Below are 24,244 nucleotides of genomic sequence, written 5' to 3'. Positions count from 1 at the left end.
CTTGAGGAATGCTTTATGTTGCCACTCTCTTCGGAATTACAGATTCAGGCGCAGAATATACGACAGCGCTTTTATGAGTTACCGGCTCCGCCAGATTTACACGAGGAAGATATCCCTGTGCTGGCGTTGAGTGATTTTGTCAGTGATATGTTACTGATTCACCCTGAGTGGCTGGAGGAGTTGCATCAGCAACCCCCGCAACCGCAGGAGTGGCAATTTTATCCACAATGGTTAAATCTGGCGTTGGCCGAGGTACATGACGAAGCGGCATTATTAGCCGCATTGCGGCTGTTTCGCCGCCGGATGATGGTGCGCATCGCCTGGTCACAAACACGGCAAACCAGTGAGACTACTGAGACCTTACAACAACTGAGCGGGTTGGCTGAAAGCCTGATTTTGGCGGCGCGCGATTGGCTGTATCAGGCTTGTTGCCGTGAGTTCGGTACCCCCTCTAATGCCGAGGGGGTACCGCAGCCGCTGCTGATTTTGGGCATGGGCAAGTTAGGCGGCGGTGAACTGAATTTCTCCTCTGATATCGATCTGATTTTTGCCTACCCAGAAAACGGCCAGACCCAGGGTGGGCGACGGCAGTTGGATAATGCCCAGTTCTTTACCCGCTTGGGGCAACGGCTGATTAAAGCGTTGGATCAGCAAACCATTGATGGTTTTGTCTATCGGGTGGATATGCGTCTACGCCCGTTTGGTGACAGTGGCCCGCTGGTACTGAGTTTTGCCGCGCTGGAGGATTATTACCAAGAGCAAGGGCGCGACTGGGAACGCTATGCGATGGTTAAGGCACGTCTGATGGGCGGGGCTGAAGACCACTACAGTAAAGAGCTGCGCCAGATGCTGCGGCCCTTCGTCTTCCGACGCTATATCGATTTCAGCGTGATTCAATCGTTACGTAACATGAAAGGGATGATTGCCCGTGAGGTCCGGCGGCGTGGTCTGAAAGATAATATTAAGCTGGGGGCCGGCGGTATTCGTGAAATCGAATTTATCACGCAGGTATTTCAGCTTATTCGTGGCGGCCGTGAACCGCGCCTGCAAGAGCGGGCTTTACTGCCGACGTTGCAGGCAGTCGCCGAGCTGGGTTTATTGCCGCCACAACAAGTGAACGACCTCAGCAGCAGTTATCTGTTTTTGCGCCGTTTGGAAAATCTGCTGCAAGCTATTGCTGATGAGCAAACCCAAACGTTACCCGGTGATGCACTGAATCAGGCCCGATTGGCTTGGGGCATGGGGTATACCGACTGGATGGAAATGAGTGCTGCACTGGAACACCATATGCAGGCGGTACGGTTGGTATTTGACGACCTGATTGGCGATGATACTCCCGATATCGGTGAAGATCTACGTCATGGTTTGTATAAAAGCTTATGGCAGGATGTGCTGGAAGAGAGTGATTTAGCCCCTTTGACGCCACATTTAGACGAACCAGCCCGCCGGCAGTTGTTGACGACGATAAATGATTTCCGCCATGACGTTGATAAACGCACCATTGGCCCTCGGGGCCGTGAGGTGCTGGATCAACTGATGCCGCGCTTGTTCTCCGAGGTTTGCTCGCGCCCGGACGCCAATGTCGCCCTCAGCCGCTTGATTCAGTTGCTGCTCAGTATCCTTACCCGCACTACTTACCTCGAATTACTGGTGGAATACCATGCGGCACTAAAACATGTTATTCGCCTGTGTTCTGCCTCGCCGATGGTGGCCAGTCAATTGGCCCGCTACCCGCTGTTATTGGATGAGTTGCTTGATCCGCAATCGTTCTATCAACCATTGGAACCCGGTGCTTATCGCGATGAATTGCGCCAATACTTATTGCGGGTGCCGGAGGATGACGAAGAGCAGCAACTCGAGGCGTTGCGTCAATTTAAGCAAGCCCAGCAATTGCGTATTGCTGCTGGTGATATCACCGAGGCACTGCCGGTAATGAAAGTGAGCGATCACTTAACTTATCTGGCAGAGGCCATGATTGATGCGGTTATTCAGCAAGCCTGGGGGCAGATGGTGGCTCGCTATGGCCAGCCGAGCCATCTACAGCAGCGAGAAGGCCGTGGTTTCGCCGTGATTGGTTATGGCAAGTTGGGGGGCTGGGAGCTAGGTTACAGCTCAGATTTGGATCTGGTGTTCTTGCTCGATTGCCCGCTGGATGTGATGACTGATGGCGAGCGTAGCATCGACGGCCGTCAGTTCTACCTGCGTTTGGCTCAGCGGGTGATGCATTTGTTCAGCACCCGCACCTCGTCAGGCATTTTATATGAAGTGGATGCTCGTCTGCGGCCATCAGGTGAGGCGGGCATGCTGGTCAGCACCGTTGAAGCTTTCGCCGATTACCAACAGCATGAGGCCTGGACTTGGGAGCATCAGGCACTGGTGCGCGCCCGCATCGTTTATGGTGATCCTCAATTGCATCAACAGTTTGATACCATCCGCCAGCAAATTCTGTGCCGCCACCGAGAAGACCCACAATTGCAGCAGGAAGTGCGCGAAATGCGAGAGAAAATGCGCAACCATCTGGGCAGCAAACAGCGTGGTATCTTTGATATTAAGGCTGATGAGGGGGGGATTACCGATATTGAGTTTATCGCGCAATATCTGGTGTTGCGCTATGCGGCCAGCGAGCCACGGTTGACCCGTTGGTCAGATAATGTGCGCATTTTTGAGTTGATGGCTAATTACGACATCATGGCACCGCAAGAGGCAGCGGCCCTGACCCGTGCTTATGTCACCATGCGTGATGAGATTCATCACCTGGCATTGCAGGAGCTATCCAGTAAGGTTTCTGCTGACAGTTTTATCACCGAAAGAGAGCAAGTTGCTGCCAGTTGGCGAAAATGGCTGGTGACGTCAGATATTGTTGCCAGCGAATAAGATAAAGTGCCAGCAGTGCCCGTTATGACTGGGTACGTCGGTTATTCATAGTATGCAAGGTGTCTGTGATATTATCCGGCACCACATATATTCGTCATACTTCAAGCTGCATGTGTGTTGGCCGCGCTCGTTACTCGGCCCGTCCATGGGCCTCGCCTCTGCGAGGCCGTTGCAAGCAACGTTCAAATCGGTTCCTGACCGATTTGTCACCCGAATCATTGACTAGCGTCAACTCATCGGGATTATGAGCCTCATGAGAGGCTCACCCTGCGGGCCAGCGCAAGCGCCGTTCAAAATGGTTTGCAACCAATTTGTCACTCGCTTGCCGCCTTCCTGCAACTCGAATTATTTAGAGTATAACAAACACAAAATTGGAGCGAAGAGATGTGTGTTTTCGGGGTTAATAACAGCTCACTTTGGGGGGCTAACGTATGAAAGTCACGCTGCCTGATTTTCGCCGCGCTGGTGTATTAGTCGTTGGTGATGTCATGTTAGACCGCTATTGGTATGGGCCAACCAGCCGGATCTCACCAGAAGCACCGGTGCCAGTTGTCAAAGTTGATACCATCGAAGAGCGCCCTGGTGGTGCTGCAAACGTGGCGATGAACATCGCATCCCTTGGCGCTATCTCTCGTTTAGTTGGGTTGACCGGCATCGATGATGCTGCGCGGGCGCTGACCAGCAAGCTGAATGAAGTACAGGTGCGCTGTGATTTTGTTTCGGTGCCGACCCACCCAACAATTACCAAATTGCGGGTGCTTTCTCGTAATCAGCAGTTGATCCGCCTGGATTTTGAAGAGGGTTTTGACGGGGTTGATCCGCAGCCAATCTTTGATCGTATCCAGCAGGCGCTGCCACAGATTGGCGCATTGGTGCTATCCGATTATGCCAAAGGCGCATTGAACAGTGTGCAGCCGATGATCCAACTGGCACGCAATGCGAAAGTTCCGGTACTTATCGATCCTAAAGGCAGCGATTTTGAGCGTTATCGCGGCGCAACACTGTTAACCCCTAACTTATCCGAATTTGAAGCCGTCGTTGGTCACTGTAAAAATGAAGAAGAGCTGGTCAGCCGTGGCATGAAGCTGGTGGCTGACTTTGAGCTTTCAGCTTTGCTGGTGACCCGTTCCGAACAGGGAATGACACTGCTACAACCGGGGAAACCACCATTACATCTACCCACTCAGGCGCAGGAAGTGTTCGATGTGACCGGTGCCGGTGATACGGTGATTGGGGTGTTGGCTGCGGCACTGGCTGCGGGTAATACGCTGGAAGAGTCCTGCTTCCTGGCTAATGCTGCCGCCGGTGTCGTGGTTGGTAAGTTAGGCACCTCAACGGTTTCACCGATTGAGCTGGAAAATGCCATCCGTGGTCGTGCGGAAACCGGTTTTGGGGTGATGGATGAGCAACAACTGAAAAAAGCGGTGGCGCAGGCCCGTCAGCGTGGTGAAAAAGTGGTCATGACCAATGGTATTTTCGATATTCTCCATGCGGGTCATGTCTCTTATTTGGCTAACGCCCGTAAGCTAGGTGACCGCCTGATCGTGGCAGTTAACAGCGATGCCTCGACCAAACGCTTGAAAGGCGAAAAACGGCCAGTTAATCCACTTGATCAGCGCATGATTGTATTAGGTGCGCTGGAAGCTGTGGATTGGGTGGTGCCGTTTGAGGAAGATACGCCGCAGCGCTTAATTGCCGATATTTTGCCGGATTTGCTGGTAAAAGGTGGTGATTATAAGCCGGATGAGATAGCGGGCAGTGCCGAGGTTTGGGCTGCTGGCGGTGAGGTTAAAGTACTGAATTTTGAAGATGGAGTTTCCACCACCAATATTATTCAGTCAATCAAGAATGGCCGAGGCTAGTAGGTGAATGGACTAAAACAGGAGTTGAGTCTGGCACAGGGAGTCGGGTTGCTGTCCACCTCACTGCTGGGAACGGGCGTTTTTGCGGTTCCAGCACTGGCGGCGATGCTGGCCGGAGACGACAGTCTATGGGCCTGGCCGGTATTGATTATACTGGTTTTCCCGATTGCTATCGCGTTTGCTGCGCTAGGCCGCCATTTCCCTAGTGCCGCAGGGGCGGCCCACTTTGTGACAATGGCCTTTGGCCCGAAGTTGGGGAATGTCACTGGTTGGCTATTTTTGTCTGTTATTCCGGTAGGTTTACCCGCCGCCTTGCAAATAGCTGCCGGTTTCTGGCAGGCGACATTTGGCTGGAGTGATACTGGGTTGTTGATGGTGCAACTGGTCACTTTGTTGGTTATTTGGCTGCTGGGCACACGTAGCGCGGGCTCCAGCGCTAATGTACAGACATTGATAGCATTACTGGTCATTGCGCTGGTGGTGGCTATTTGGTGGCAGGGGGCGATTCAACCATCACAGATACCCTGGCCAGAGCTACAAGATATTTCCCCTCCGAATATGTTCAGCGCGTTGGCCGTAATGTTCTGGTGTTTTGTCGGATTAGAAGCCTTTGCACATTTGGCAACAGAATTCCGCCATCCTGAACGTGATTTTCCACGCGCACTAATCGTTGGCTTACTCGTCGCAGGTGCCGTGTATTGGGGCTGTACCGTGGCGGTGTTGCATTTCCATGCCTATGGCGAACAACAAGCGGCTGCGGCGTCGTTGCCGGGCATTGTGGTGCAACTTTTTGGTCAGCATGCACTGTGGATAGCGTGCATTATTGGCTATCTGGCCTGTTTTGCCAGCGTCAATATTTATACCCAGAGTTTTGCCCGCATGGTGTGGTCACAGGCTCAGGTTCGGCCTGAAAGCAAACTTGCGCAGCTTTCTGCCGGGCAAACGCCAGTTAATGCACTTACTGCCGTGGTGGGGAGTTGCCTGGTATTTGCGTTACTTATTTATTGGCTATCGCTGCCACTGGACCTACTGATTGTGTATGCCAATGGCATTTTTGTGCTGATTTACTTGCTCTGTATGCTGGCGGGGATTCGCCTATTGAGCGGGCGCTCGCGGGTGATGTCGGTGATTGGCAGTATTCTGTGTTGTGTATTGCTGGTGATGATAGGTTGGAAAAGCTTATACGCTTTACTGATGTTTTTCCTCTTGTGGGTGCTGCTTTCCAGAATGCGACCAGCGGCGATATCCTCGTAAACTCAGGGCGCGATATCGAACTGCGCCCTGATTATCACTACTGACATGCGACCAAGCGTTACTCGCCGGTTTTGTCATCACCGCTGTTATCATCAATAACGGCTGGGACGTTGTTGAATTTGGCTTCCAGCTCTGTCACGCGTTGTTCCAGTAACGCCAGTTTTTCTCTGGTGCGTAGCAACACTTGAGTTTGTACATCGAACTCTTCACGATTAACCAAATCCAGTCGTGTTAATTGCGATTGCAGCACCAGACGAATTTTCTTTTCGACGTCTTCCCCGAATTCGCGAATTCCTTTCGGCATAGACTCATGCACCTGGCGGGCGATTTGTTCAATTTTTTTCGGGTCAATCATGATATTTCCCTAATGAGATGTGGATTACTGCTTATTAGTGTAATGCCTCACGTTGATTGTATAAACCTCCAAACATCTACATTTTGGTAATTGCCCAGACGAATCAATAGCGCTATAGTCATAGGGCTTATTCTCAGGGCGGGGTGCAAGTCCCCACCGGCGGTAAATTGTGGTGCGGCATATCTGTGTCGTGGTGCAAAAGCCCGCGAGCGCTCACGTTGTTTCTCTTGTTAAAGAGGGCAAGGTAGAGGTCAGCAGACCCGGTGTGATTCCGGGGCCGACGGTTATAGTCCGGATGGGAGAGAGTAACGGTATCTGCCGGGCTTATAGCTCGCTTGCGTTATTTCGGCTATTTCTATTTATATATGAAGCAATGTTATATATGAAAGAGTGGCCTTTTACTCCTCAAGACCGCCCTGATTCTGGTAATCCATAATTTTAATGAGGTTTCTTACCATGAATCAGACCCTTCTATCAGATTTTGGCACGCCTGTTGAGCGTGTAGAACGTGCTGTCGACGCGCTGCGTAATGGCCGTGGCGTTATGGTGTTAGACGACGAAAGTCGAGAAAACGAAGGTGATATCGTCTTTGCAGCTGAAGCAATGACTGTTGAACAAATGGCACTGACCATCCGCCACGGTAGTGGCATTGTGTGTCTGTGTATCACTGACGAGCGCCGCCAGCAACTTGATTTACCGATGATGGTGACCAATAATTCCAGCCAGTTCCAGACGGCATTTACCGTGACAATTGAAGCGGCTAAAGGTGTTACGACCGGCGTTTCTGCGGCTGACCGTTTGACGACTATTCGTGCGGCCATTGCTGACAACGCTAAACCTGCTGATCTTAACCGCCCGGGCCATGTATTCCCGCTGCGTGGTCAGGTAGGCGGTGTATTATCGCGTCGTGGTCATACCGAAGCCTCTATCGATTTGGCAACACTGGCGGGCTACAAGCCAGCAGGTGTGTTGTGTGAACTGACTAATGACGATGGCAGTATGGCCCATGCGCCAGAGGTTATTGAGTTCGCTAAATTGCATGATATGCCGGTAGTGACAATTGATGACCTGGCTGATTACCTCCAGTCTCAGGCAAGAAAAGCCAGCTAATAGAGTGGCGATATCAATGGATATTGCCTGCTGATCGTGTTGGTTTAAACACCGGGTTGCCTCTATTTTCCTGAATAGAGTGCGGCCCGGTTATTTCCTATAATGTCTTGACCCCTAAGTTAACCCTTCTCTGACTTTCCCCATTCAATTTTATTGAATATCTTCATCACTGTTATCTGGCTGTGTAATGAAAAAAAAGCGCGTAATGTATTTCTTATGATTTCAAGCGCCATTTTTTCTCTTAACAGTAAGGATTTCTTATGAACAGCTCTCGTATGCCTGCACTGTTTCTCGGCCACGGTAGCCCGATGAACGTGCTGGAAGAAAACAGTCACACTCAGGCATGGCGTACGTTGGGTGAGACCTTACCGCGTCCTAAGGCAATTCTGGCCGTCTCCGCCCACTGGTATACCCGTGGTACCGCAGTGACGGCAATGGAGCAACCTCGGACTATCCATGATTTTGGTGGATTCCCTCAGGCGTTATTTGATACCGAATATCCAGCGCCGGGGTCACCGGAACTGGCAGCACAAGTTCAGCAATTATTGGCACCTATCGCTGTGCGAGCTGATACCAGTGAATGGGGATTGGACCATGGTAGCTGGGGGGTATTGATTAAAATGTACCCTGAGGCTGATATTCCGGTGGTGCAATTGAGCATTGATGGTACGCAACCGGCGGCTTATCACTATGAGTTAGGTCGCAAGCTGGCAGTGCTGCGGGAGCAGGGCGTGATGATTGTCGCCAGCGGAAACGTCGTGCATAACTTGCGTATGGTTAGATGGCAGGGTGATAGCAGTCCGTATCCTTGGGCTGAATCTTTCAATCAATTTGTGCGAGATAACCTTAATTATCAAGGTGATAACCATCCTTTAGTAAACTTTATGCAACATGAAGGGGCTGCGCTATCTAATCCGTCACCAGAGCATTATCTGCCACTTTTGTATGTGTTGGGGAGCTGGGACGGCGTCGAGCCGATTTCGATTCCCACTGATGGGATTGAGATGGGATCGCTCAGTATGTTGTCGGTAAGAATTGGATAGTTCGACGTTATAAAAAGAAAGGTTTGAACTGATAAAGTCAGCGAGCCAAGGGTTGACCACTCCTACGGTTTACGCACTTGTATTTGAAACTAAAAGTGGCGCCAACGGAGTGTTTCCCCTTCATTTGACCTTGTCAGCAGTCTGAGGGAAAGCGAGTGCTTTCCCTTAAGTTATGCGCAGCCTTAGCCCAAAATAATATGCGGGTAAAAACGCGACAGATCTTGGGTAATCAGTTCTCTGTCTTCACGCAAACCAATGCCACAGGGTTGATCATTCACCAGCCAGCTACCTATCAGAGTATAGCTGTCGCCGAACTTAGGCAGCGGATGAAATTGCTGCACAATCATGCCTTCTTCACCATATGGCCCATCAACTCGGGCAACTTCTTTGCCGTTTTCCACAATCTGGATATTGGCACCTTCCCGTGAGAACAGCGGCTTGGTGACATAATGATCCATCTTTGGATGGTCATCTTCGGCGAAATAAGCAGGCAACAGGTTAGGGTGATTTGGGAACATCTCCCACAGCAACGGCAGCAAGGCTTTATTGGAGATAATGCTTTTCCAGGCGGGTTCCAGCCAGCGTACACCAGCATCTTCCAACTTGGTTGAAAACATTTCGCGGAACATAAACTCCCACGGATAGAGTTTGAACAAATTACTGATAACCTGATTATCCAGGTCAGTAAATTGGCCTTTCTCTCCTAAGCCGATCTCTTCCATAAACATGAATTCACTTGGCAGACCTGCTTCCAGCGCGCAATCTTGCAAATATTGCACCGTACCACGATCTTCTTCACTGTCCTGACAGCAGGCCAGATGCAGTAAGCTAAAACCATGGTTATCACGCAGGTCGACAAAGCGCTCAATCAACTTCTCTTGCATGCTGTTGTATTGATCAGAATCCTGACTCAAATTGCCTGCGTTGATTTGATCTTCCAACCATAACCATTGGAAAAAGGCGGCTTCATACAATGACGTTGGGGTGTCCGCATTGTTTTCCAGCAGTTTTGCTGGATTTATGCCGTCATAGGCCAGATCAAGGCGAGAATAGAGCGATGGCTGATGAGTTTTCCATGAGCTACGAACAAAATCCCAACAGTGTTTTGGAATGCGGAATTTTGCCATCAGTTGATCGCTATTCACCACTTTCTCAACCACTTGCAGACACATCTGATGCAATTCTGCGGTAGTTTCTTCCAGCTCTTCAATCTGTGCCAGTGTGAATTCGTAATACGCATCCTCACACCAGTACGGCTCGCCATACATGGTGTGGAAACGGAAACCGAATTCAGTGGCTTTCTCGCGCCAGTCTGGGCGTTCGCTAATCGCTAAACGTTTCATTAATCAGACCTTAACCACCCATGCTGCGTGTGCTGGTTTTAGATGATGTCGCGGCACTACGTTGCATAGAAGACTGCTTAGCTACGGACTCACCAAAGCCACCACGAGTGATAGTGTTGGTTACCGCAGGTTTGGGTGCCATAGCGGTTCTTGGCACATTCATGGTGCGGCCAGTGGTGGCTGAACCAAAGTTTTTGCCTGTCGCATCAACAAACTTGCCATTCGCTGGGCTATTTGGCGCTTTCGACGTGAATAGTGGCTGGCTTGCACCACCGCCCATCATCCGACCCATCATATAACCGGCCATTAATGGCATCCACATACTGCCACTTTGTTGTGGTGCGGCCGCCGTGGTTTCGCCAGAAGATGATGAAGATGTTGGTACCATGCCAGCTTGAGCAGGAGCCTGAGTACACTGAGATTCACCAAACTCTGCCACACAGTCTTCACGGGTCGCATATTTTGGTGCAGTTTTAGCCGCTTCTTGTAATGCCGTGTTGTAAGCGGTGGTACATTCCGCGCTCTTGGACGGATTCGCCTGAGAGCAATCATCAGCATTTTGATACAAAGAGACGGTTTCATCGGTTTTTTCACAGCCAGCCAGCATAAATACAGCACTGACAGCTAAAGCTACGGGCGCAAGACGGTAATTGCGCCAGGATTTACGGAAAGTCTCTTGATTGATGTTTTGAGTCCGTTTCATCATTATTTGTCTCATTTCAGGGCTTTTGTGCCCTTTCCCAGTAAGTACGCTCTAGAATAGGGGAAAGATGTACGAAATTAAAGCGTAGGGGCTTGCCAGCGGCAGACTTTACAAAGCTATACGAAATGCTGCGAGTAGCTTCGCTTTTTTCATTGGCAAAAAGTGCTTGGCAGCGAAGACGTAGGGCATAGAAACCGGGCACAGCCTGATGCTGCACCCGGAGAGTCCGAGTCCGTAAAAATCAGTTACGGAATGGATTGCCACTACGCGCCGCTGTTGGTGCTGCGGTAGCTGGTTGGCTTACAGAAGTAGCACGCGGTGCTGATTGAGCACTTTCGCCATCAGCATAAGCATTCTGGTTGGCATTGTCCGGTGCGAGGCTGGTGGCTGAAGTTGGCACTGGCTTGTCCAATACGCCATTCAGTTGCATCAGATCGTCCATATTCAATGTCCCCAACGCGGATTGGATGTTTAACTGATTAATCAGATAGTTATAACGCGCGTCAGCTAATTGCTGTTTGGATTGATACAAGTTAGTCGTTGCAGTCAATACATCCAGAATAGTACGGGTACCCACCTGGTATCCGGCTTCCATGGCATCTAATGAACTTTGGTTGGAAATGACCACCTGCTCATAAGCCTTGATACTACTGATGGAGGCTGAAATATTATTGAATGAGGAGCGTACAGTTTGCACCACACTACGGTGCGCACTTTCTAGCTGTTCACTGGCACCGACGAAATTGTACTGTGCTTGTTTCACCGCAGAATTGGTGGCCCCGCCGCTATACAGTGGCAAACTCAGTTGCACACCAATTTGGTTTTGCCCAGCATCATTATTTACTTGCTGGCTGGTTGGTGACCCCCCACTGTAACGCGTATTGGTTACAGAAGATGAGGCGGTCAAATCGACCGTCGGCATATAACCGGTTTCTGCTGACTTAATTTGCTCACGAGCCAAATCTTGGCTCAAACGGGCAGAAAGCAAAGCAAGGTTACGTTTTTCAGCTTCTTTCAATAAGTTAGTAACTGCTTGTGGGCGCTCAGTCTTCAAGCGACTCACATTCAGTGATGCCAATTCAGGATAATAAACACCGGTGATCTGGCGCAGGTTTTCCAACGCATTATCCAAATTGTTACGGGCAGTCACTTCTGCTGCTAACACGGTATCGTAGCTGGCACGGGCGTTTTGCACATCGGTAATTGCGACTAAACCTACATTAAACCGCTGGGTCGTTTGGTCCAACTGGCGATAGACCGATTGCTTCTGTGCTTCGGTGTAAGACAGGCTATCAATCGCTCTGAGTACGTTGAAATAGGCTGTTGCCGTGTTCAGGATCAGTGCCTGTTCGTCGGTCTGGAATGTGACATCCTGAATACCCGCCGCCTTTTCCTGTAAGGTCAGGGCGCGCCATTTAGACATATCAAAAATAGTTTGAGTCAGTTGCAGGGAGCCTGATGTCGCGTTGCTATCCGGGCTATCGGATGCATCACGGAAACCATTAGTATGGCTGTAACCTGCACCCAAACCGAGCTGTGGTAACAGCGGGCTGCGCGCTTGATTAATTTTTTCATATGCAGCATCGCGGTCAGCAGCCGATTTGCGTAAATCCGGGTTACTATCCCTGGCTTGCTTATAAACTTGCAGCAAGTTCTCTGCCTGGCTCATGGTACTGAAACCAGCCAGACTCAGCCCGATAAGAAGGGGGAGCAGTTTCTTCATTTGCAGTCCTTGTTGTGCAGCATTTGTGCGGCAATTTTACTATGGTAGCTGTCGATAGACGATATTGTTGCCGATTCTATCAGAGTCTGCCAATGGGATAAGGTGGCTGATTGTGCCATCTCGCCTTAATTTACTTAAATCTATCACAAAGCTAAATGAGTATTCAGACAACTCATCTGTATCGAGCTATCTTGGTCAAATAATCTTTATCAAAATCATTTCTATCAGCTAACTCTATGCCTGCTATTTTAAAATCCTGTATACCCGTCATACTGCAAGCTGCATGTGCGTTAGCTGCTTTCGTTAACCCCAGTCACTTACTTATGTAAGCTCATGGGGGATTATGAGCCTCACCCTACGGGCCACGCAGGCGCTGTGCAAAATGGTTTACAACCAATTTGTCGCTCAATTGCCGCCTTCCTGCAACTCTAATTATTTAGGGTATAGCCTGTGTAGTTTGGCTGTCATCAAAAATCACAATTAAGCTTGGATACTTAAGTAAGGAGAACAGTTAATGACGTCAGTACAATCTTCACCGGTGACCTTTGACAAGAATGATGTGGAAATTATTGCACGTGAAACACTTTACAGTGGTTTTTTTTCACTGAATTTATACCGATTCCGCCACCGCCTGTTTAACGGTGAAATGAGTGGTGAAGTTAAGCGTGAAATTTTCGAGCGTGGCCATGCTGCGGTGTTGTTACCCTATGATCCGGTGCGTGATGAAGTGGTATTGGTTGAGCAATTACGGATTGCCGCCATTGACAGTAGCCCGTCACCTTGGTTATTAGAAATGGTAGCCGGAATGATTGAAGAGGGTGAAACCGTTGAAGCGGTCGCCCGTCGCGAGGCGCAGGAGGAAGCCGGAATTGACATTGGCCGCTGTAAGCCGGTGCTCAGCTATTTAGCCAGCCCCGGGGGCACCAGCGAACGTTTGTCTATTATGGTGGGCGAAGTTGATGCGACAACGGCGAAGGGTATTCATGGCTTGGCTGACGAAAATGAAGATATTCGAGTGCATGTTGTTAGTCGTGAACAAGCTTGTCGTTGGGTTGAAGAAGGTGCTATTGATAACGCAGCCTCAATCATTGCATTACAATGGTTGGCGTTGCACCATCAATCGCTGAGAGCAGAATGGCAGTCATAAAGATACTCGTCATACTTCAAGCTGCTGGTGCGTTGGCTACACTCAATAACCCGAATCATTGACTGGCGTCAACTCATCGGGATTATATCGCTTGCCGCCTTCCTGCAACTCGAATTATTTAGAGTATAGATAAAGAGAAAAAATAATGAGTAAGCGCTATACACCTGATTTCCCTGAGATGATGCGGATATGTGAAACTAACTTCGCACAATTGCGTCGTTTGATACCTCGCGTCGATGAAGTGGGCGAAAACGTGGCTTATCAGGTTAATGGCGGCAGTTATAGGCTGACAATTATTGAGTCAACCCGCTACACTTCGGTAGTAGAGATTGTGCAAACCGAGCCTGCGGTGAGTCACTGGAGCCTGCCATCGATGGTGGTGCGGCTTTATCATGATGCACAGGTCGCGGAAGTGTGTGCCAGTCAGCAGATCTACCGCTTCAAAGCAAGTTATGATTATCCGAATAAAAAGTTGCATCAGCGGGACGAAAAGCATCAAATTAACCAGTTTCTTGCTGACTGGTTGCGCTATTGTTTGGCGCATGGAGCGGTGGCAGTTCCGGTTTGTTAGACAGACTTATAACCTTGCCTACAGAGAGTGAAGAATCGTGATAATTCTGGTTGGGAAGGGTGCAAAAACAAGGACACCATTTGGAAAGCCTGTTTAAACTGCCTATGGCGAGTGGGGCCAAAGTCAGAATTTTACAAATAACAGATACCCACCTCTTCGCAGGTGAACATGAGACCTTGCTGGGTGTGAATACGTCCCACAGTTATCGCGCTGTGTTGGATGCGATTATTGCTGAGCAACATCCGTTCGATCTGATTGTTGCAACCGGTGATTTGGCGCAGGACCATTCAGTTGCTGCCTATCAGAATTTTGCCAAGGGTATTTCCCGTTTGCCAGCGCCTTGCGTCTGGCTACCCGGTAATCACGATTTTCAACCGGCGATGGTAGATGCCCTGGCGGATTCAGGCATTGCGCCTTCGAAGCAGGTTCTGGTTGGTGATAACTGGCAAATTCTGTTATTGGACAGTCAGGTATTCGGCGTTCCTTATGGTGAACTGAGCGATTATCAGTTGGAGTGGATGGAGCGTTGTCTGGTGGCTTACCCAGAACGCTATACGCTGATTTTATTGCATCATCACCCAATGCCATCCGGCTGCACTTGGCTTGACCAACACAGTCTGCGTAATGCGCATATGTTGGCGGCAGTGCTGGTTCGTTATCCGCGTGTTACCACCTTATTGTGTGGCCATATCCATCAAGATTTGGATCTCGATTGGTATGGTAAACGGCTGCTGGCCAGCCCTTCTACTTGTGTGCAATTCAAACCGCACTGTACTAATTTTACGCTTGATACTGTGGCCCCGGGATGGCGCTACCTCGACTTACTGCCTGATGGAATACTTGAAACTGAGGTTCGTCGGTTAGCCAGTGATGAGTTCTGCCCGGACATGGACTCGGATGGTTATTGATGAGTACGCTTCTTTATATTCACGGCTTTAATAGCTCCCCCAGTTCGCTCAAAGCAACCACCTTTAAAAGTTGGTTGCAGCAGCACCATCCTCATATTGAGATGCTGACACCGCAATTACCGCCGTATCCGGCACAAGCAGCAGAAATGTTGGAAAACATTGTGATGGATAAAGCTGGGCAATCTATTGGTATTGTTGGTTCTTCCTTGGGCGGCTATTTTGCTACCTGGCTTTCCCAGCGTTTCAGCATACCTGCGGTGGTTGTTAACCCGGCAGTGCGGCCTTTTGAGCTGCTCAGTGATTATCTGGGCGAGAATGAGAACCCCTACACAGGTCAACAATATGTGTTAGAGTCTCGACATATTTACGACCTGAAGGTCATGCAAATTGAAAAGTTGGAATCCCCAGATTTACTCTGGTTATTGCAACAAACCGGGGATGAGATCCTCGATTACCGTCAAGCGGTTGCTTATTACACCCCTTGCCGGCAAACAGTAGAATCAGGTGGAAATCATGCCTTTGTTGGCTTTGATCACTATTTCTCCCCGATTGTAACTTTTTTAGGGCTAGCGACTGCCTGATAACAGGCCGTATATGTGCCACCGATACAGTAGGTTTGGTATTACTACAATGTTGGTATTACTACCGTTGGGTATCGTTACTACAGTGGGTATTGCACTGGGGCCGAGATGGCCCACCGGGCATGTCACCGCCAGCCTTCCAACCATTAGCCGAATATTAATCAACCATGACTGAATCCAGCTATAACGCTGATGCCATTGAAGTACTCAGCGGTTTAGAACCAGTGCGTCGTCGTCCGGGCATGTATACGGATACCACGCGGCCAAACCACCTTGGTCAAGAGGTGATTGATAACAGCGTCGATGAGGCGCTGGCGGGCCACGCCCGGCGTATTGACGTTATTCTGCACGCCGATCAATCGCTGGAAGTGACTGATGATGGCCGTGGTATGCCTGTTGATATCCATCCAGAAGAAGGTGTGCCCGCCGTTGAACTGATTATGTGTCGGTTACACGCAGGCGGCAAATTCTCGAATAAAAACTATCAGTTCTCTGGTGGTTTGCACGGTGTAGGCATTTCAGTTGTGAATGCTTTATCCAAGCGGGTAGAGGTCACGGTGCGCCGTGATAGCCAAATCTACAGTATTGCCTTTGAAAATGGCGATAAAGTGCAGGAACTACAAGTTATCGGGACATGCGGTAAGCGCAATACCGGTACCAGCGTGCATTTCTGGCCGGATGTCTCATTCTTCGATAGCCCACGTTTCTCGGTTTCGCGTTTATCCCATTTGCTGAAAGCGAAAGCCGTGTTGTGCCCCGGCGTAGAAATCGTCTTTAAAGATCTGGTGAATAATACCGAGCAGCGTTGGTGCTATGCCGATGGCCTGACCGATTATCTGATGGAAGCTGTTGATGGCTTGATTACCCTGCCAGAAGCACCGTTTGTCGGCTCTTTTGCCGGTGATACTGAAGCGATTGATTGGGCGCTGTTGTGGTTGCCAGAAGGCGGTGAACTGTTGACAGAAAGCTACGTCAACCTGATCCCCACCATGCAGGGCGGAACTCACGTCAACGGTTTGCGTCAGGGTTTGCTGGATGCCATGCGCGATTTCTGCGAATACCGCAATATTTTGCCCCGTGGCGTCAAACTTTCGGCCGATGATATCTGGGAACGCTGTGCTTATGTGTTGTCAGTAAAAATGCAGGACCCACAATTTGCCGGCCAAACGAAAGAGCGGCTCTCCTCACGTCAGTGCGCTGCTTTTGTGTCCGGTGTGGTAAAAGATGCCTTCAGCCTATGGTTGAATCAGAATATACAAGCGGCAGAACAACTGGCTGAATTGGCCATTTCCAGTGCTCAGCGCCGTATGCGTGCGGCGAAAAAAGTGGTGCGTAAGAAGCTGACCAGCGGTCCGGCATTGCCCGGTAAACTGGCGGATTGTACTTCGCAGGATCTGAGCATGACCGAATTGTTCTTGGTGGAGGGGGATTCCGCAGGCGGTTCGGCCAAACAAGCACGTGATCGTGAATATCAGGCAATCATGCCGCTGAAAGGCAAGATCCTGAATACCTGGGAGGTTTCGTCAGATGAAGTGCTGGCCTCGCAGGAAGTACACGACATCTCGGTAGCTATTGGTATTGATCCAGATAGTGAAGATTTGAGCCAACTTCGTTATGGCAAAATTTGTATCCTGGCGGATGCGGACTCCGATGGTCTACATATTGCCACTCTGCTGTGCGCACTGTTTGTGCGCCACTTCCGGGCGTTGGTGCGCAACGGTCACGTTTATGTGGCGATGCCACCACTGTATCGCATCGATTTAGGCAAAGAAGTGTTTTATGCCTTGGATGAAGAAGAGAAAGCTGGTGTTCTGGAACAACTGAAACGCAAACGCGGGAAACCCAACGTTCAGCGGTTTAAAGGGCTGGGTGAAATGAACCCGCTGCAGTTACGTGAAACGACTCTCGATCCGAATACCCGTCGTCTGGTGCAATTGACCATTGGTGATGATGATATTGATAAAACGTTAGCAATGATGGACATGTTGTTAGCGAAAAAGCGTTCCGAAGATCGGCGCAATTGGCTGCAAGAGAAAGGGGATACCGCTGAAATCGAGGTTTGATCGATGAAAGTGACGTTAGAAGAGTTGCAGGCATTTACCTCGGTAGTTGACTGCGGCTCGATTACCGCGGCGGCAGAGCAACGTAGCCAGACCACATCGGGTATCAGCCGTGCATTGAGCCGATTGGAGCAAAAGCTGGCGACCACTTTGCTACGCCGCACCACCCGTCGGTTGGAATTGACCGAAGAGGGCGAGCTGTTTCTCAGCCATGCACGCCAGATTCTTGGCGCGGTAGATGATGCTGAGGAACAGATTGCTCTGCGGCGGTTGAAGCCTGCTGGTAGGTTGCGAGTGAATGCAGCAGCCCCCTTTATGCAGCACGTTATCGTGCCGATGATCAGCGGCTTTCGCGCTTTATATCCGCAAATCATTCTTGAACTGAATACCGACGATCTTAATATCGATCTATTGGAGCAACGTACTGATATCGCGATCCGCATTGGTGCTTTGCGCGACTCCACTATTCATGCTCGTTTGCTGGGTGCCAGCCGGGTGCGTATTCTTGCCAGCCCCGACTATCTGCAATGTCACGGTACCCCGCACACTATTGATGAACTGGCTGATCACAGCCTGTTGGGTTTTACACAGCCGGAATTCCTTAATCAGTGGTCGCTACCCCATTTGCCAGGCGGGCGTTCGTCGATTATCCCGAATTTAGCGGCTTCCAGCGGCGAAACGCTGCGTTTATTGGCTTTACAGGGGGAAGGGATCGTCGAACTCTCTGATTTTATGACGCGTGAAGATCAACTGGCGGGGCGTTTGGTTGAAGTCATGGCGGATCAAACTCTGGAAACCTGGCAACCGATCAATGCAGTGTATTATCGCAATACACAACTTGCTGCGCGGATTACCTGTTTTCTCGATTATGTGAGTGAGCAGATTCGGTTGCAGGGGAGTCATTGGCTCAGATATCCCCTTCGTACTTGAAGCTGCAGGGGTGTTAGCTGCGCGCACTTACCCGAATCACTTGACTGTGTAAGCTCATCGGGATGCGTTTGCTTGCTGCCTACCTGCAACTCCAATTACTTTGGGGATAGGCTGATTAGGCGTTATTTAAAATGTGAATGTTCACATCCAACACATCATCCTTAATCACTTCACGGTGTTGATGCATATGTTCCATCTGCAAATGTAACTCCAGATGATGCACACTTTGCCACTTCTCCAGCATGAAAATAGAGTCCGGCGAGTTCTTTTGCCAGTCAAGCTGGGTGGGAACGTCAACCATCGGCACATAACCGCCACAACCTTCCTCGGCCAGTACCGCCGGAATAAGCTTCTCAATTGCCTGCAATACCGCCTGACGGCGCCCTGGTTTGACTTTGATTTCTGCAAAAACGGTAATCATTACTGCCTCTATTTATCTCTGATAGGAAATCAAACGGCCTGATAGTTAAAGTTTTCGGCTAAATGCTGACGGTAACGGCTGATGTCACCTTCAATGTCTGGTTGTTTAATCACATCATTACACATAAATGTTGGCAGAGGTTCCATACCAAGGAATTGGTTCGCTTTATGGAAATGCAGATACACACCGTCAACGCCCACCCCATGGAAGAACTGTTTCGGGTCATTGAACGCTGCAAGTGGTGCGTTCCAGGTGACTGACAGCATGTAGGTTTTACCCTGAATCAAACCGCCAGAACCATAGCCTTTAGTGGCATCAGAACGGGTACGGCCATCACTGGCATACAGTTTGCCGTGACCTGCGGTAAAGACGTCATCAATATATTTTTTCAGGATCCACGGCTCACCCATCCACCAACCGGGCATTTGATAAATAACGGTATCAGCCCACAGATATTTTTCAATTTCACTTTCAATATCATAGCCTTCATCAACCGTGGTGATTTTCACCTGATGACCATTTTCACGTAGGAAGTCGGCAGCGACATTCGTGAGCGTGAGATTAAGCGCCCCTTTGGAGTGCGCAAACTCTTTCATGGCGTTAATAATTAATACGTTACTCATTGATATAATCCTTGTGAAGCGGGGGCTAATAACACAAAACTGCAGCCTACCCGGAATGCTGAGTATGCTAATGGTTTTTACGCGAGAGAAAAATGGACAATAATGCATAACACTCTTGCTAAATAAGCAATAAAGCCCCTGCATTTAAACCTTTTGAACTGTAAATATGCGAAGCTCCCCGCATTGGATTTCATATGGCAGAAACAGCAGAATAACAGTTTTGAGGCAGCTCTCAGAACGAAGTTAATACCTGGTAGCATATAGCTGCGTACCGAGTTATAGCGGTACACTGCTTGTCTTTTAGCGACACTCGTTTACTCAGGTCAGCGCCATTATGTCCCCTCATACTTTGCTCGTGATTGATGATGATGAAGAGATCCGCAGCTTACTGACGGAATACTTCACTAAAGCGAATTTTCGTGTGCTTTCGCTGCCTGATGGTGAACATTTGCTGGCAACATTGAAGCAAGAGTCTGTGGATTTAGTCATTTTGGATGTCATGTTGCCTGGTGATGACGGCTTCACCCTCTGCCGTAAAGCACGGCAAGTATCGGCAGTGCCGATCATCATGCTGACGGCGGCATCTGATGAAAGTGACAAAGTGATTGGGTTAGAGCTAGGTGCAGATGATTATCTGGCTAAACCGTTCAGTGCCCGCGAGTTGCTGGCGCGAGTTAAGGCGTTATTACGTCGCAATCAAATTGTGCAAAGCCCTGGCATTGAGGCACGATTTTTGTGTTTTAACGGCTGGAAACTGGATTTAGTCCGGCGGGAGCTTATTGATCCGCAAAAGCAGAGTGAGCCGTTGTCGGGGATTGAATTTACGTTGCTCTCGTTATTTTTACGTCATCCCAATCAGATCCTCGACCGAGATCAAATATCTGAGATAACCCGCCGACGGGAAAATAACCCTTTGGAGCGAGGGATTGATGTGCAAATCAGCCGCTTACGTCAGCGTCTACAAGATAGCCAGCGCTTACTACTGCGTACCCTGCGTAATCAGGGTTACATGCTATGTTGTGATGTTACCCGTGAATATTGATTCGGGCCGTTATGTCCGTTGGCTACAGGATATGTTCCGGCCACTCTGGCCGCGTTCACTTCTGAGCCGCATGCTGTGCATGCTAGTGATTGCCCTGCTGCTGGCAGAAAGTATCTCTGGTTCAATTTGGTATCGTCAGTTTAGTCTGCGCAATCAGGCCAGTCTGGAAAGTACTATCAAAGGGCTGGTGCAAGGGATGCTGACTAGCTACAACTTTATGTCATCTCTGCCGTATAACTACCGCCATTTAGTGTTGCAACAACAATTGGCGTTAGGTGGCTCGCAGTTTTTTATTTCGATCAATAACCATGTATTGGATGAAGTGCAATTGCTGAACAGTCAGGCCGCCAGAACCGTGGTCTCGCAGGCAAAACAAGAACTGCGAACACAATTAGGGGAACGGCAGGCGGCGATTATCTCCCTGACACCCGCAGATCAACTGAAAGTTTTTAACGCCGGAGTTCTGGTTGATAATCTCCCCCCTGCCTGGGTACGTTTTGGTATCACTACATCCCATAAAGATGCGCCAGTATTAGTCATTCAGTTACAACTGAATTCCAATGAATGGCTGTTTCTGGCAGCACCACTGCCACCGCCTTATGATCAGTTAGAAAGCCCGCTGTTTAGCTTGCGTCAGGTCGGCTTTACCCTGTGTAGCTTGCTTCTGGTTTTACTTTTTACCTGGTGGCTGATTCGGCGTGAGCTGAAACCATTAGCACGGCTAGCCCATGGCGCACTTGAACTCAACAGTTCACTGGACAGCGAACCATTGCCAGAGGAAGGCAGTGCAGAATTGGTTACCGCGACCCGTTCTTTCAATCAAATGCAAAGCCGTCTGCGCGCTTACCTGCATAATCGTGAGATGCTATTTACCGCTATCAGTCATGACTTGAAAACCCCGCTAACCCGCCTACGGTTGCGGGTAGAAATGCTAGAAGATGAGACTTTGGGGAAAAAATTTGAACGGGATGTCGCTGACCTGGAAATGATGGTCAAAGGCGCACTGCAAAGTATGAAGGATACTGATTTACATGAAAATATGGAGTCCATAGATATCATGAATTTGCTAAGGCAAACGATGGACGCCTATCTCAATGTTACTGTTTCCGGTAAAGCCAGCCCGATCTTTGGCCGCCCTCTGGCGATTAAGCGCCTACTTAATAACATCGTGGAGAATGGGCTGAACTATGGGCAGCGAGTAGAAATAATTCTGTCAGATCACCGAGATTACATCATGCTGTTTATCCGTGATTTTGGCCCCGGAATTCTCGAGGAGCAGTGGGAGAAAGTATTTAAGCCTTACTATCGTTTGCAACAGGATAACCGTGGCAGTGGGTTGGGGCTTGCTATCTCACGTAGCATTGCCAGAGCACATGGTGGTGAAGTGACATTACGTAATCATCCCGCCAGTGGGCTGATAGTTGAAGTCCGTTTACAACGTTATAACTGAGTCTAATACGCATGTTAAAGACACTATCTCTTATTTTTCTGCTGTTGGTCGCGACCAATGCCACTGCCGTTAACGTTGAAGTCCTGCATTATTGGACTTCATCCAGTGAGCAGGCGGCACTATTATCGGTAAAACAGGCGCTGGCCGAAAAAGGGGATAACTGGCAAGATTTTGCCGTTGCTGGTGGTGCAGGAGAGAGTGCATACAGTGTATTGCAAACGCGTGCTATTGCCGGTAACCCGCCGGGGGCGGCGTTACTCGAAGGTAAGGCCATTGAGGAGTGGGCCAGACTGGGCTTTCTCTCCAGCCCTTATACGCCGGAGCAAACCGTTGAGTGGGATCAGGCTTTGCCTCTCGCCATCAAAGCCAATATTAAATATCGTGGTGAGTATGTTGCCGTACCGGTAAACATACATCGTATCAATTGGATGTGGATTAACCCGAAACCTTTCGCCAAATTGAAATTAGCCGTACCTACCACATGGGATGAGTTTTTTGCCGTGGCCGATAAGTTACAAGCTGCCGGGTACATTCCATTGGCACATGGCGGGCAGGCATGGCAGGACGCCACGGTGTTTGAGAATCTGCTGTTAGGCATGGAAGGCGGCGAATTCTACCGCCAGGTGTTTATGGAACAGCGCAGTAGTGCCATCACCAGTGAGAAGATGGTGCGAGTGCTGGAAAAGTTTCGCAAGCTTAAAGGTTATATCGACCCCGATGCCGCCAATCGTCCGTGGCATGAGTCGGTAGAAATGCTGCGCAGTGGTAAAGCTGCCATGATGATTATGGGCGACTGGGCCAAAGGCGAGATGATGCAGGATGGTGATATTCCCGGCCAAGCGTTTTTGTGTGCGCTGGCTCCCGGTACTCAGGGCTATTTTATTTATAACACGGACAGCTTTGCTATTTTGCAGCAAAACGGTAATCCAGTCGTGGTATCGGGCCAACGCCATTTGGCTGATGTACTGATGGATAAGCAGTTTCAGGTTACGTTTAATAAACTAAAAGGCTCGATCCCCGCCCGAATGGATGTTTCTTTGCAGGATTTTGACTCCTGCGCGCAGCAGTCAGGCAAGGCGTTCCGTCAGGCGGAGGCCTCGGGTAAATTGCTGCCGAGTATGGCGCATTCGATGGCGACAGATGCACAAACCAAAGAGATCTTCTTCCACGTACTGAACTCCTTTTTTATCCATCCAGAGCAGACTCCACAGCAGGCTGTGCAGCAGCTCAATACTGCCTTAATCGCGGTGAAATCTTAAGTTCAAGGTGTCAAAGCAGTACGCGCAAAAATTAGAGAATGCGAGAATAATCAGAGAGTCAGCAATGTTAGCCAATGCTATTTAGCTTTTCCACCACCTTAGCTGAGAGTATCAATTCAGCACTGGCCAGGTTCTCCTGTAAATGTTGCGGTGATGACGTGCCAGGGATGAGCATGATATTTGGAGAGCGTTGCAGCAGCCAGGCAAGCGCAACCTGCATTGGCGTGGCCCCCAGTGACTGTGCGACTTCGCTAAGTTGTGTCGACTGCAATGGTGTGAAGCCACCGAGCGGGAAAAAAGGAACCCAGGCGATATTCTGTGCAGCAAGCTCGTCGACAAGTGCGTCGTCATCGCGATTTGCCAGATTATACAAGTTCTGTACGCAGACGATGGGGGTGATTTTTTGGGCATCGGCGACCTGTTTTGCTGTCACGTTACTCAATCCAATATGGCGAATCAGCCCTCGCGCTTGCAGTTTGACCAGTGTCTCAAGGGGGGCGGCCAAGGAACCTTCTGCCGGTTGGTGGACAGCAAACATGCTACGCAAATTCACGACTTCCAACACATCAAGCCCAAGGTGACGCAGATTATCTTCGACCGCGCGGGTGAGTTCATCGGCGCTGAATGCCGGTAGCCAGTTCCCCGTCTTATCGCGTAGTGCGCCCACCTTGGTAACAATACACAGATCATTAGGATAAGGATGGAGGGCTCGTTTAATTAATTGGTTAGTAATATGTGGCCCATAAAAATCACTGGTATCAATATGTTGGACCCCTGATTCGATAGCGTCGCGCAACACCTGAATCGCCTGAGATTCATTCGCGGGTGGGCCAAATACGCCTGGGCCAGCCAGTTGCATCGCGCCATAGCCGAGGCGATTAATCTGCCGATCGCCAAGTCGATAAGTAAGAGTACGTTGTGACATGGGATATCTCCTGAGTAAGTAACGCAATGATTGTAGCTGGCTTATAGCTGTGCAACTATC

The 24,244-nt window shown here is 49.7% G+C and carries 21 protein-coding genes and 1 riboswitch; of the genes, 14 read left to right on the top strand and 7 right to left on the bottom strand.

Annotated features, from left to right (window positions below):
- Window positions 1–15 precede the first annotated feature (15 nt).
- The 3 genes from glnE to yjeH all read left to right on the top strand — a co-directional run bounded on the left by glnE (window position 16) and on the right by yjeH (window position 5,990).
- Window positions 16–2,874, top strand: a complete 2,859-nt coding sequence (glnE, locus tag V1956_RS23070; RefSeq protein ID WP_442825742.1) for a bifunctional [glutamate--ammonia ligase]-adenylyl-L-tyrosine phosphorylase/[glutamate--ammonia-ligase] adenylyltransferase — start codon at window positions 16–18, stop codon at window positions 2,872–2,874.
- Window positions 2,875–3,305: 431 nt separating this feature from the next.
- Window positions 3,306–4,736: a bifunctional D-glycero-beta-D-manno-heptose-7-phosphate kinase/D-glycero-beta-D-manno-heptose 1-phosphate adenylyltransferase HldE gene (gene hldE / locus V1956_RS23065; protein ID WP_372560480.1), complete on the top strand. Its 1,431-nt coding sequence runs from the start codon at window positions 3,306–3,308 to the stop codon at window positions 4,734–4,736.
- A gap of 3 nt (window positions 4,737–4,739) precedes the next feature.
- On the top strand, window positions 4,740–5,990 hold the full coding sequence (gene yjeH, locus V1956_RS23060; protein WP_372560481.1) for an L-methionine/branched-chain amino acid transporter: 1,251 nt from the start codon (window positions 4,740–4,742) through the stop codon (window positions 5,988–5,990).
- A 58-nt stretch (window positions 5,991–6,048) separates the two neighbouring features.
- Here the strand turns inward: yjeH and ubiK are convergent, their stop codons facing one another.
- Complete coding sequence (ubiK, locus tag V1956_RS23055) at window positions 6,049–6,345, bottom strand: ubiquinone biosynthesis accessory factor UbiK (protein WP_083162376.1); 297 nt, start codon at window positions 6,343–6,345, stop codon at window positions 6,049–6,051.
- Window positions 6,346–6,470: 125 nt separating this feature from the next.
- Window positions 6,471–6,656: riboswitch (FMN riboswitch) on the top strand.
- A gap of 145 nt (window positions 6,657–6,801) precedes the next feature.
- Here ubiK and ribB point away from each other — a divergent pair.
- Together ribB and ygiD are read left to right on the top strand one after the other, a co-directional pair.
- On the top strand, window positions 6,802–7,455 hold the full coding sequence (gene ribB / locus V1956_RS23050) for a 3,4-dihydroxy-2-butanone-4-phosphate synthase (RefSeq protein WP_083162378.1): 654 nt from the start codon (window positions 6,802–6,804) through the stop codon (window positions 7,453–7,455).
- Window positions 7,456–7,715: 260 nt separating this feature from the next.
- Complete coding sequence (gene ygiD / locus V1956_RS23045; protein WP_420074220.1) at window positions 7,716–8,498, top strand: 4,5-DOPA dioxygenase extradiol; 783 nt, start codon at window positions 7,716–7,718, stop codon at window positions 8,496–8,498.
- Window positions 8,499–8,680: 182 nt separating this feature from the next.
- On the opposite strand, the gene V1956_RS23040 is transcribed toward ygiD, so the two are convergent.
- The 3 genes from V1956_RS23040 to tolC form a co-directional block, all read right to left on the bottom strand.
- Entirely contained in the window at window positions 8,681–9,841 is a 1,161-nt protein-coding gene (locus V1956_RS23040) for a glutathionylspermidine synthase family protein (RefSeq protein WP_420074219.1), read from the bottom strand.
- 10 nt (window positions 9,842–9,851) lie between these two features.
- Complete coding sequence (locus V1956_RS23035; protein WP_083164047.1) at window positions 9,852–10,544, bottom strand: DUF1190 family protein; 693 nt, start codon at window positions 10,542–10,544, stop codon at window positions 9,852–9,854.
- Between the two features lie 241 nt (window positions 10,545–10,785).
- Window positions 10,786–12,267, bottom strand: coding sequence for an outer membrane channel protein TolC (tolC, locus tag V1956_RS23030; protein ID WP_372560483.1), 1,482 nt, complete (start codon window positions 12,265–12,267; stop codon window positions 10,786–10,788).
- Between the two features lie 514 nt (window positions 12,268–12,781).
- Between tolC and nudF the strand changes: the two genes are divergently transcribed.
- The 6 genes from nudF (at window position 12,782) to V1956_RS23000 (ending at window position 18,464) form a co-directional block, all read left to right on the top strand.
- On the top strand, window positions 12,782–13,414 hold the full coding sequence (nudF, locus tag V1956_RS23025) for an ADP-ribose diphosphatase (RefSeq protein ID WP_083162382.1): 633 nt from the start codon (window positions 12,782–12,784) through the stop codon (window positions 13,412–13,414).
- A 145-nt stretch (window positions 13,415–13,559) separates the two neighbouring features.
- Window positions 13,560–13,985, top strand: coding sequence for a DUF1249 family protein (locus tag V1956_RS23020; RefSeq protein ID WP_050086674.1), 426 nt, complete (start codon window positions 13,560–13,562; stop codon window positions 13,983–13,985).
- A gap of 80 nt (window positions 13,986–14,065) precedes the next feature.
- Window positions 14,066–14,893, top strand: coding sequence for a 3',5'-cyclic-AMP phosphodiesterase (cpdA, locus tag V1956_RS23015; RefSeq protein ID WP_372560696.1), 828 nt, complete (start codon window positions 14,066–14,068; stop codon window positions 14,891–14,893).
- Window positions 14,893–15,474 carry an esterase YqiA gene (gene yqiA / locus V1956_RS23010; protein WP_372560484.1) on the top strand — a complete coding sequence of 194 codons (582 nt, stop codon included), beginning with the start codon at window positions 14,893–14,895 and terminating at the stop codon, window positions 15,472–15,474. Before cpdA ends, yqiA begins: the two co-directional genes overlap by 1 nt.
- 167 nt (window positions 15,475–15,641) lie before the next feature.
- The gene (gene parE, locus V1956_RS23005) at window positions 15,642–17,537 is read left to right on the top strand and encodes a DNA topoisomerase IV subunit B (protein ID WP_372560485.1); all 1,896 of its coding nucleotides are present in this window, start codon (window positions 15,642–15,644) and stop codon (window positions 17,535–17,537) included.
- Window positions 17,538–17,540: 3 nt separating this feature from the next.
- Window positions 17,541–18,464 (top strand): LysR substrate-binding domain-containing protein, encoded by a 924-nt coding sequence (locus V1956_RS23000; RefSeq protein WP_372560486.1) that lies wholly within the window; start codon window positions 17,541–17,543, stop codon window positions 18,462–18,464.
- Window positions 18,465–18,579: 115 nt separating this feature from the next.
- Here V1956_RS23000 and V1956_RS22995 read toward each other — a convergent pair whose 3' ends face one another.
- Both V1956_RS22995 and V1956_RS22990 read right to left on the bottom strand, forming a co-directional pair.
- Complete coding sequence (locus tag V1956_RS22995; RefSeq protein WP_005188293.1) at window positions 18,580–18,885, bottom strand: putative quinol monooxygenase; 306 nt, start codon at window positions 18,883–18,885, stop codon at window positions 18,580–18,582.
- A gap of 29 nt (window positions 18,886–18,914) precedes the next feature.
- Window positions 18,915–19,508: an NAD(P)H-dependent oxidoreductase gene (locus V1956_RS22990; protein ID WP_420070744.1), complete on the bottom strand. Its 594-nt coding sequence runs from the start codon at window positions 19,506–19,508 to the stop codon at window positions 18,915–18,917.
- A 334-nt stretch (window positions 19,509–19,842) separates the two neighbouring features.
- Between V1956_RS22990 and V1956_RS22985 the strand changes: the two genes are divergently transcribed.
- The 3 genes from V1956_RS22985 to V1956_RS22975 are packed head-to-tail and all read left to right on the top strand — an operon-like array spanning window position 19,843 to window position 23,259.
- Window positions 19,843–20,550, top strand: a complete 708-nt coding sequence (locus V1956_RS22985; protein WP_372560488.1) for a response regulator — start codon at window positions 19,843–19,845, stop codon at window positions 20,548–20,550.
- Window positions 20,531–22,000 (top strand): ATP-binding protein, encoded by a 1,470-nt coding sequence (locus V1956_RS22980; RefSeq protein WP_227746580.1) that lies wholly within the window; start codon window positions 20,531–20,533, stop codon window positions 21,998–22,000. Before V1956_RS22985 ends, V1956_RS22980 begins: the two co-directional genes overlap by 20 nt.
- An 11-nt stretch (window positions 22,001–22,011) precedes the next feature.
- Complete coding sequence (locus V1956_RS22975) at window positions 22,012–23,259, top strand: ABC transporter substrate-binding protein (protein WP_420070742.1); 1,248 nt, start codon at window positions 22,012–22,014, stop codon at window positions 23,257–23,259.
- Window positions 23,260–23,326: 67 nt separating this feature from the next.
- On the opposite strand, the gene V1956_RS22970 is transcribed toward V1956_RS22975, so the two are convergent.
- A complete protein-coding gene (locus V1956_RS22970) occupies window positions 23,327–24,184 on the bottom strand; it encodes an aldo/keto reductase family oxidoreductase (protein ID WP_372560490.1) in 858 nt (285 codons plus the stop codon).
- Window positions 24,185–24,244: the final 60 nt, after the last annotated feature.

This window comes from Yersinia sp. 2540 StPb PI, from assembly GCF_052217165.1.
Lineage (GTDB): Bacteria > Pseudomonadota > Gammaproteobacteria > Enterobacterales > Enterobacteriaceae > Yersinia > Yersinia enterocolitica_E.
This window is presented reverse-complemented; position numbering and strand designations above follow the sequence as displayed.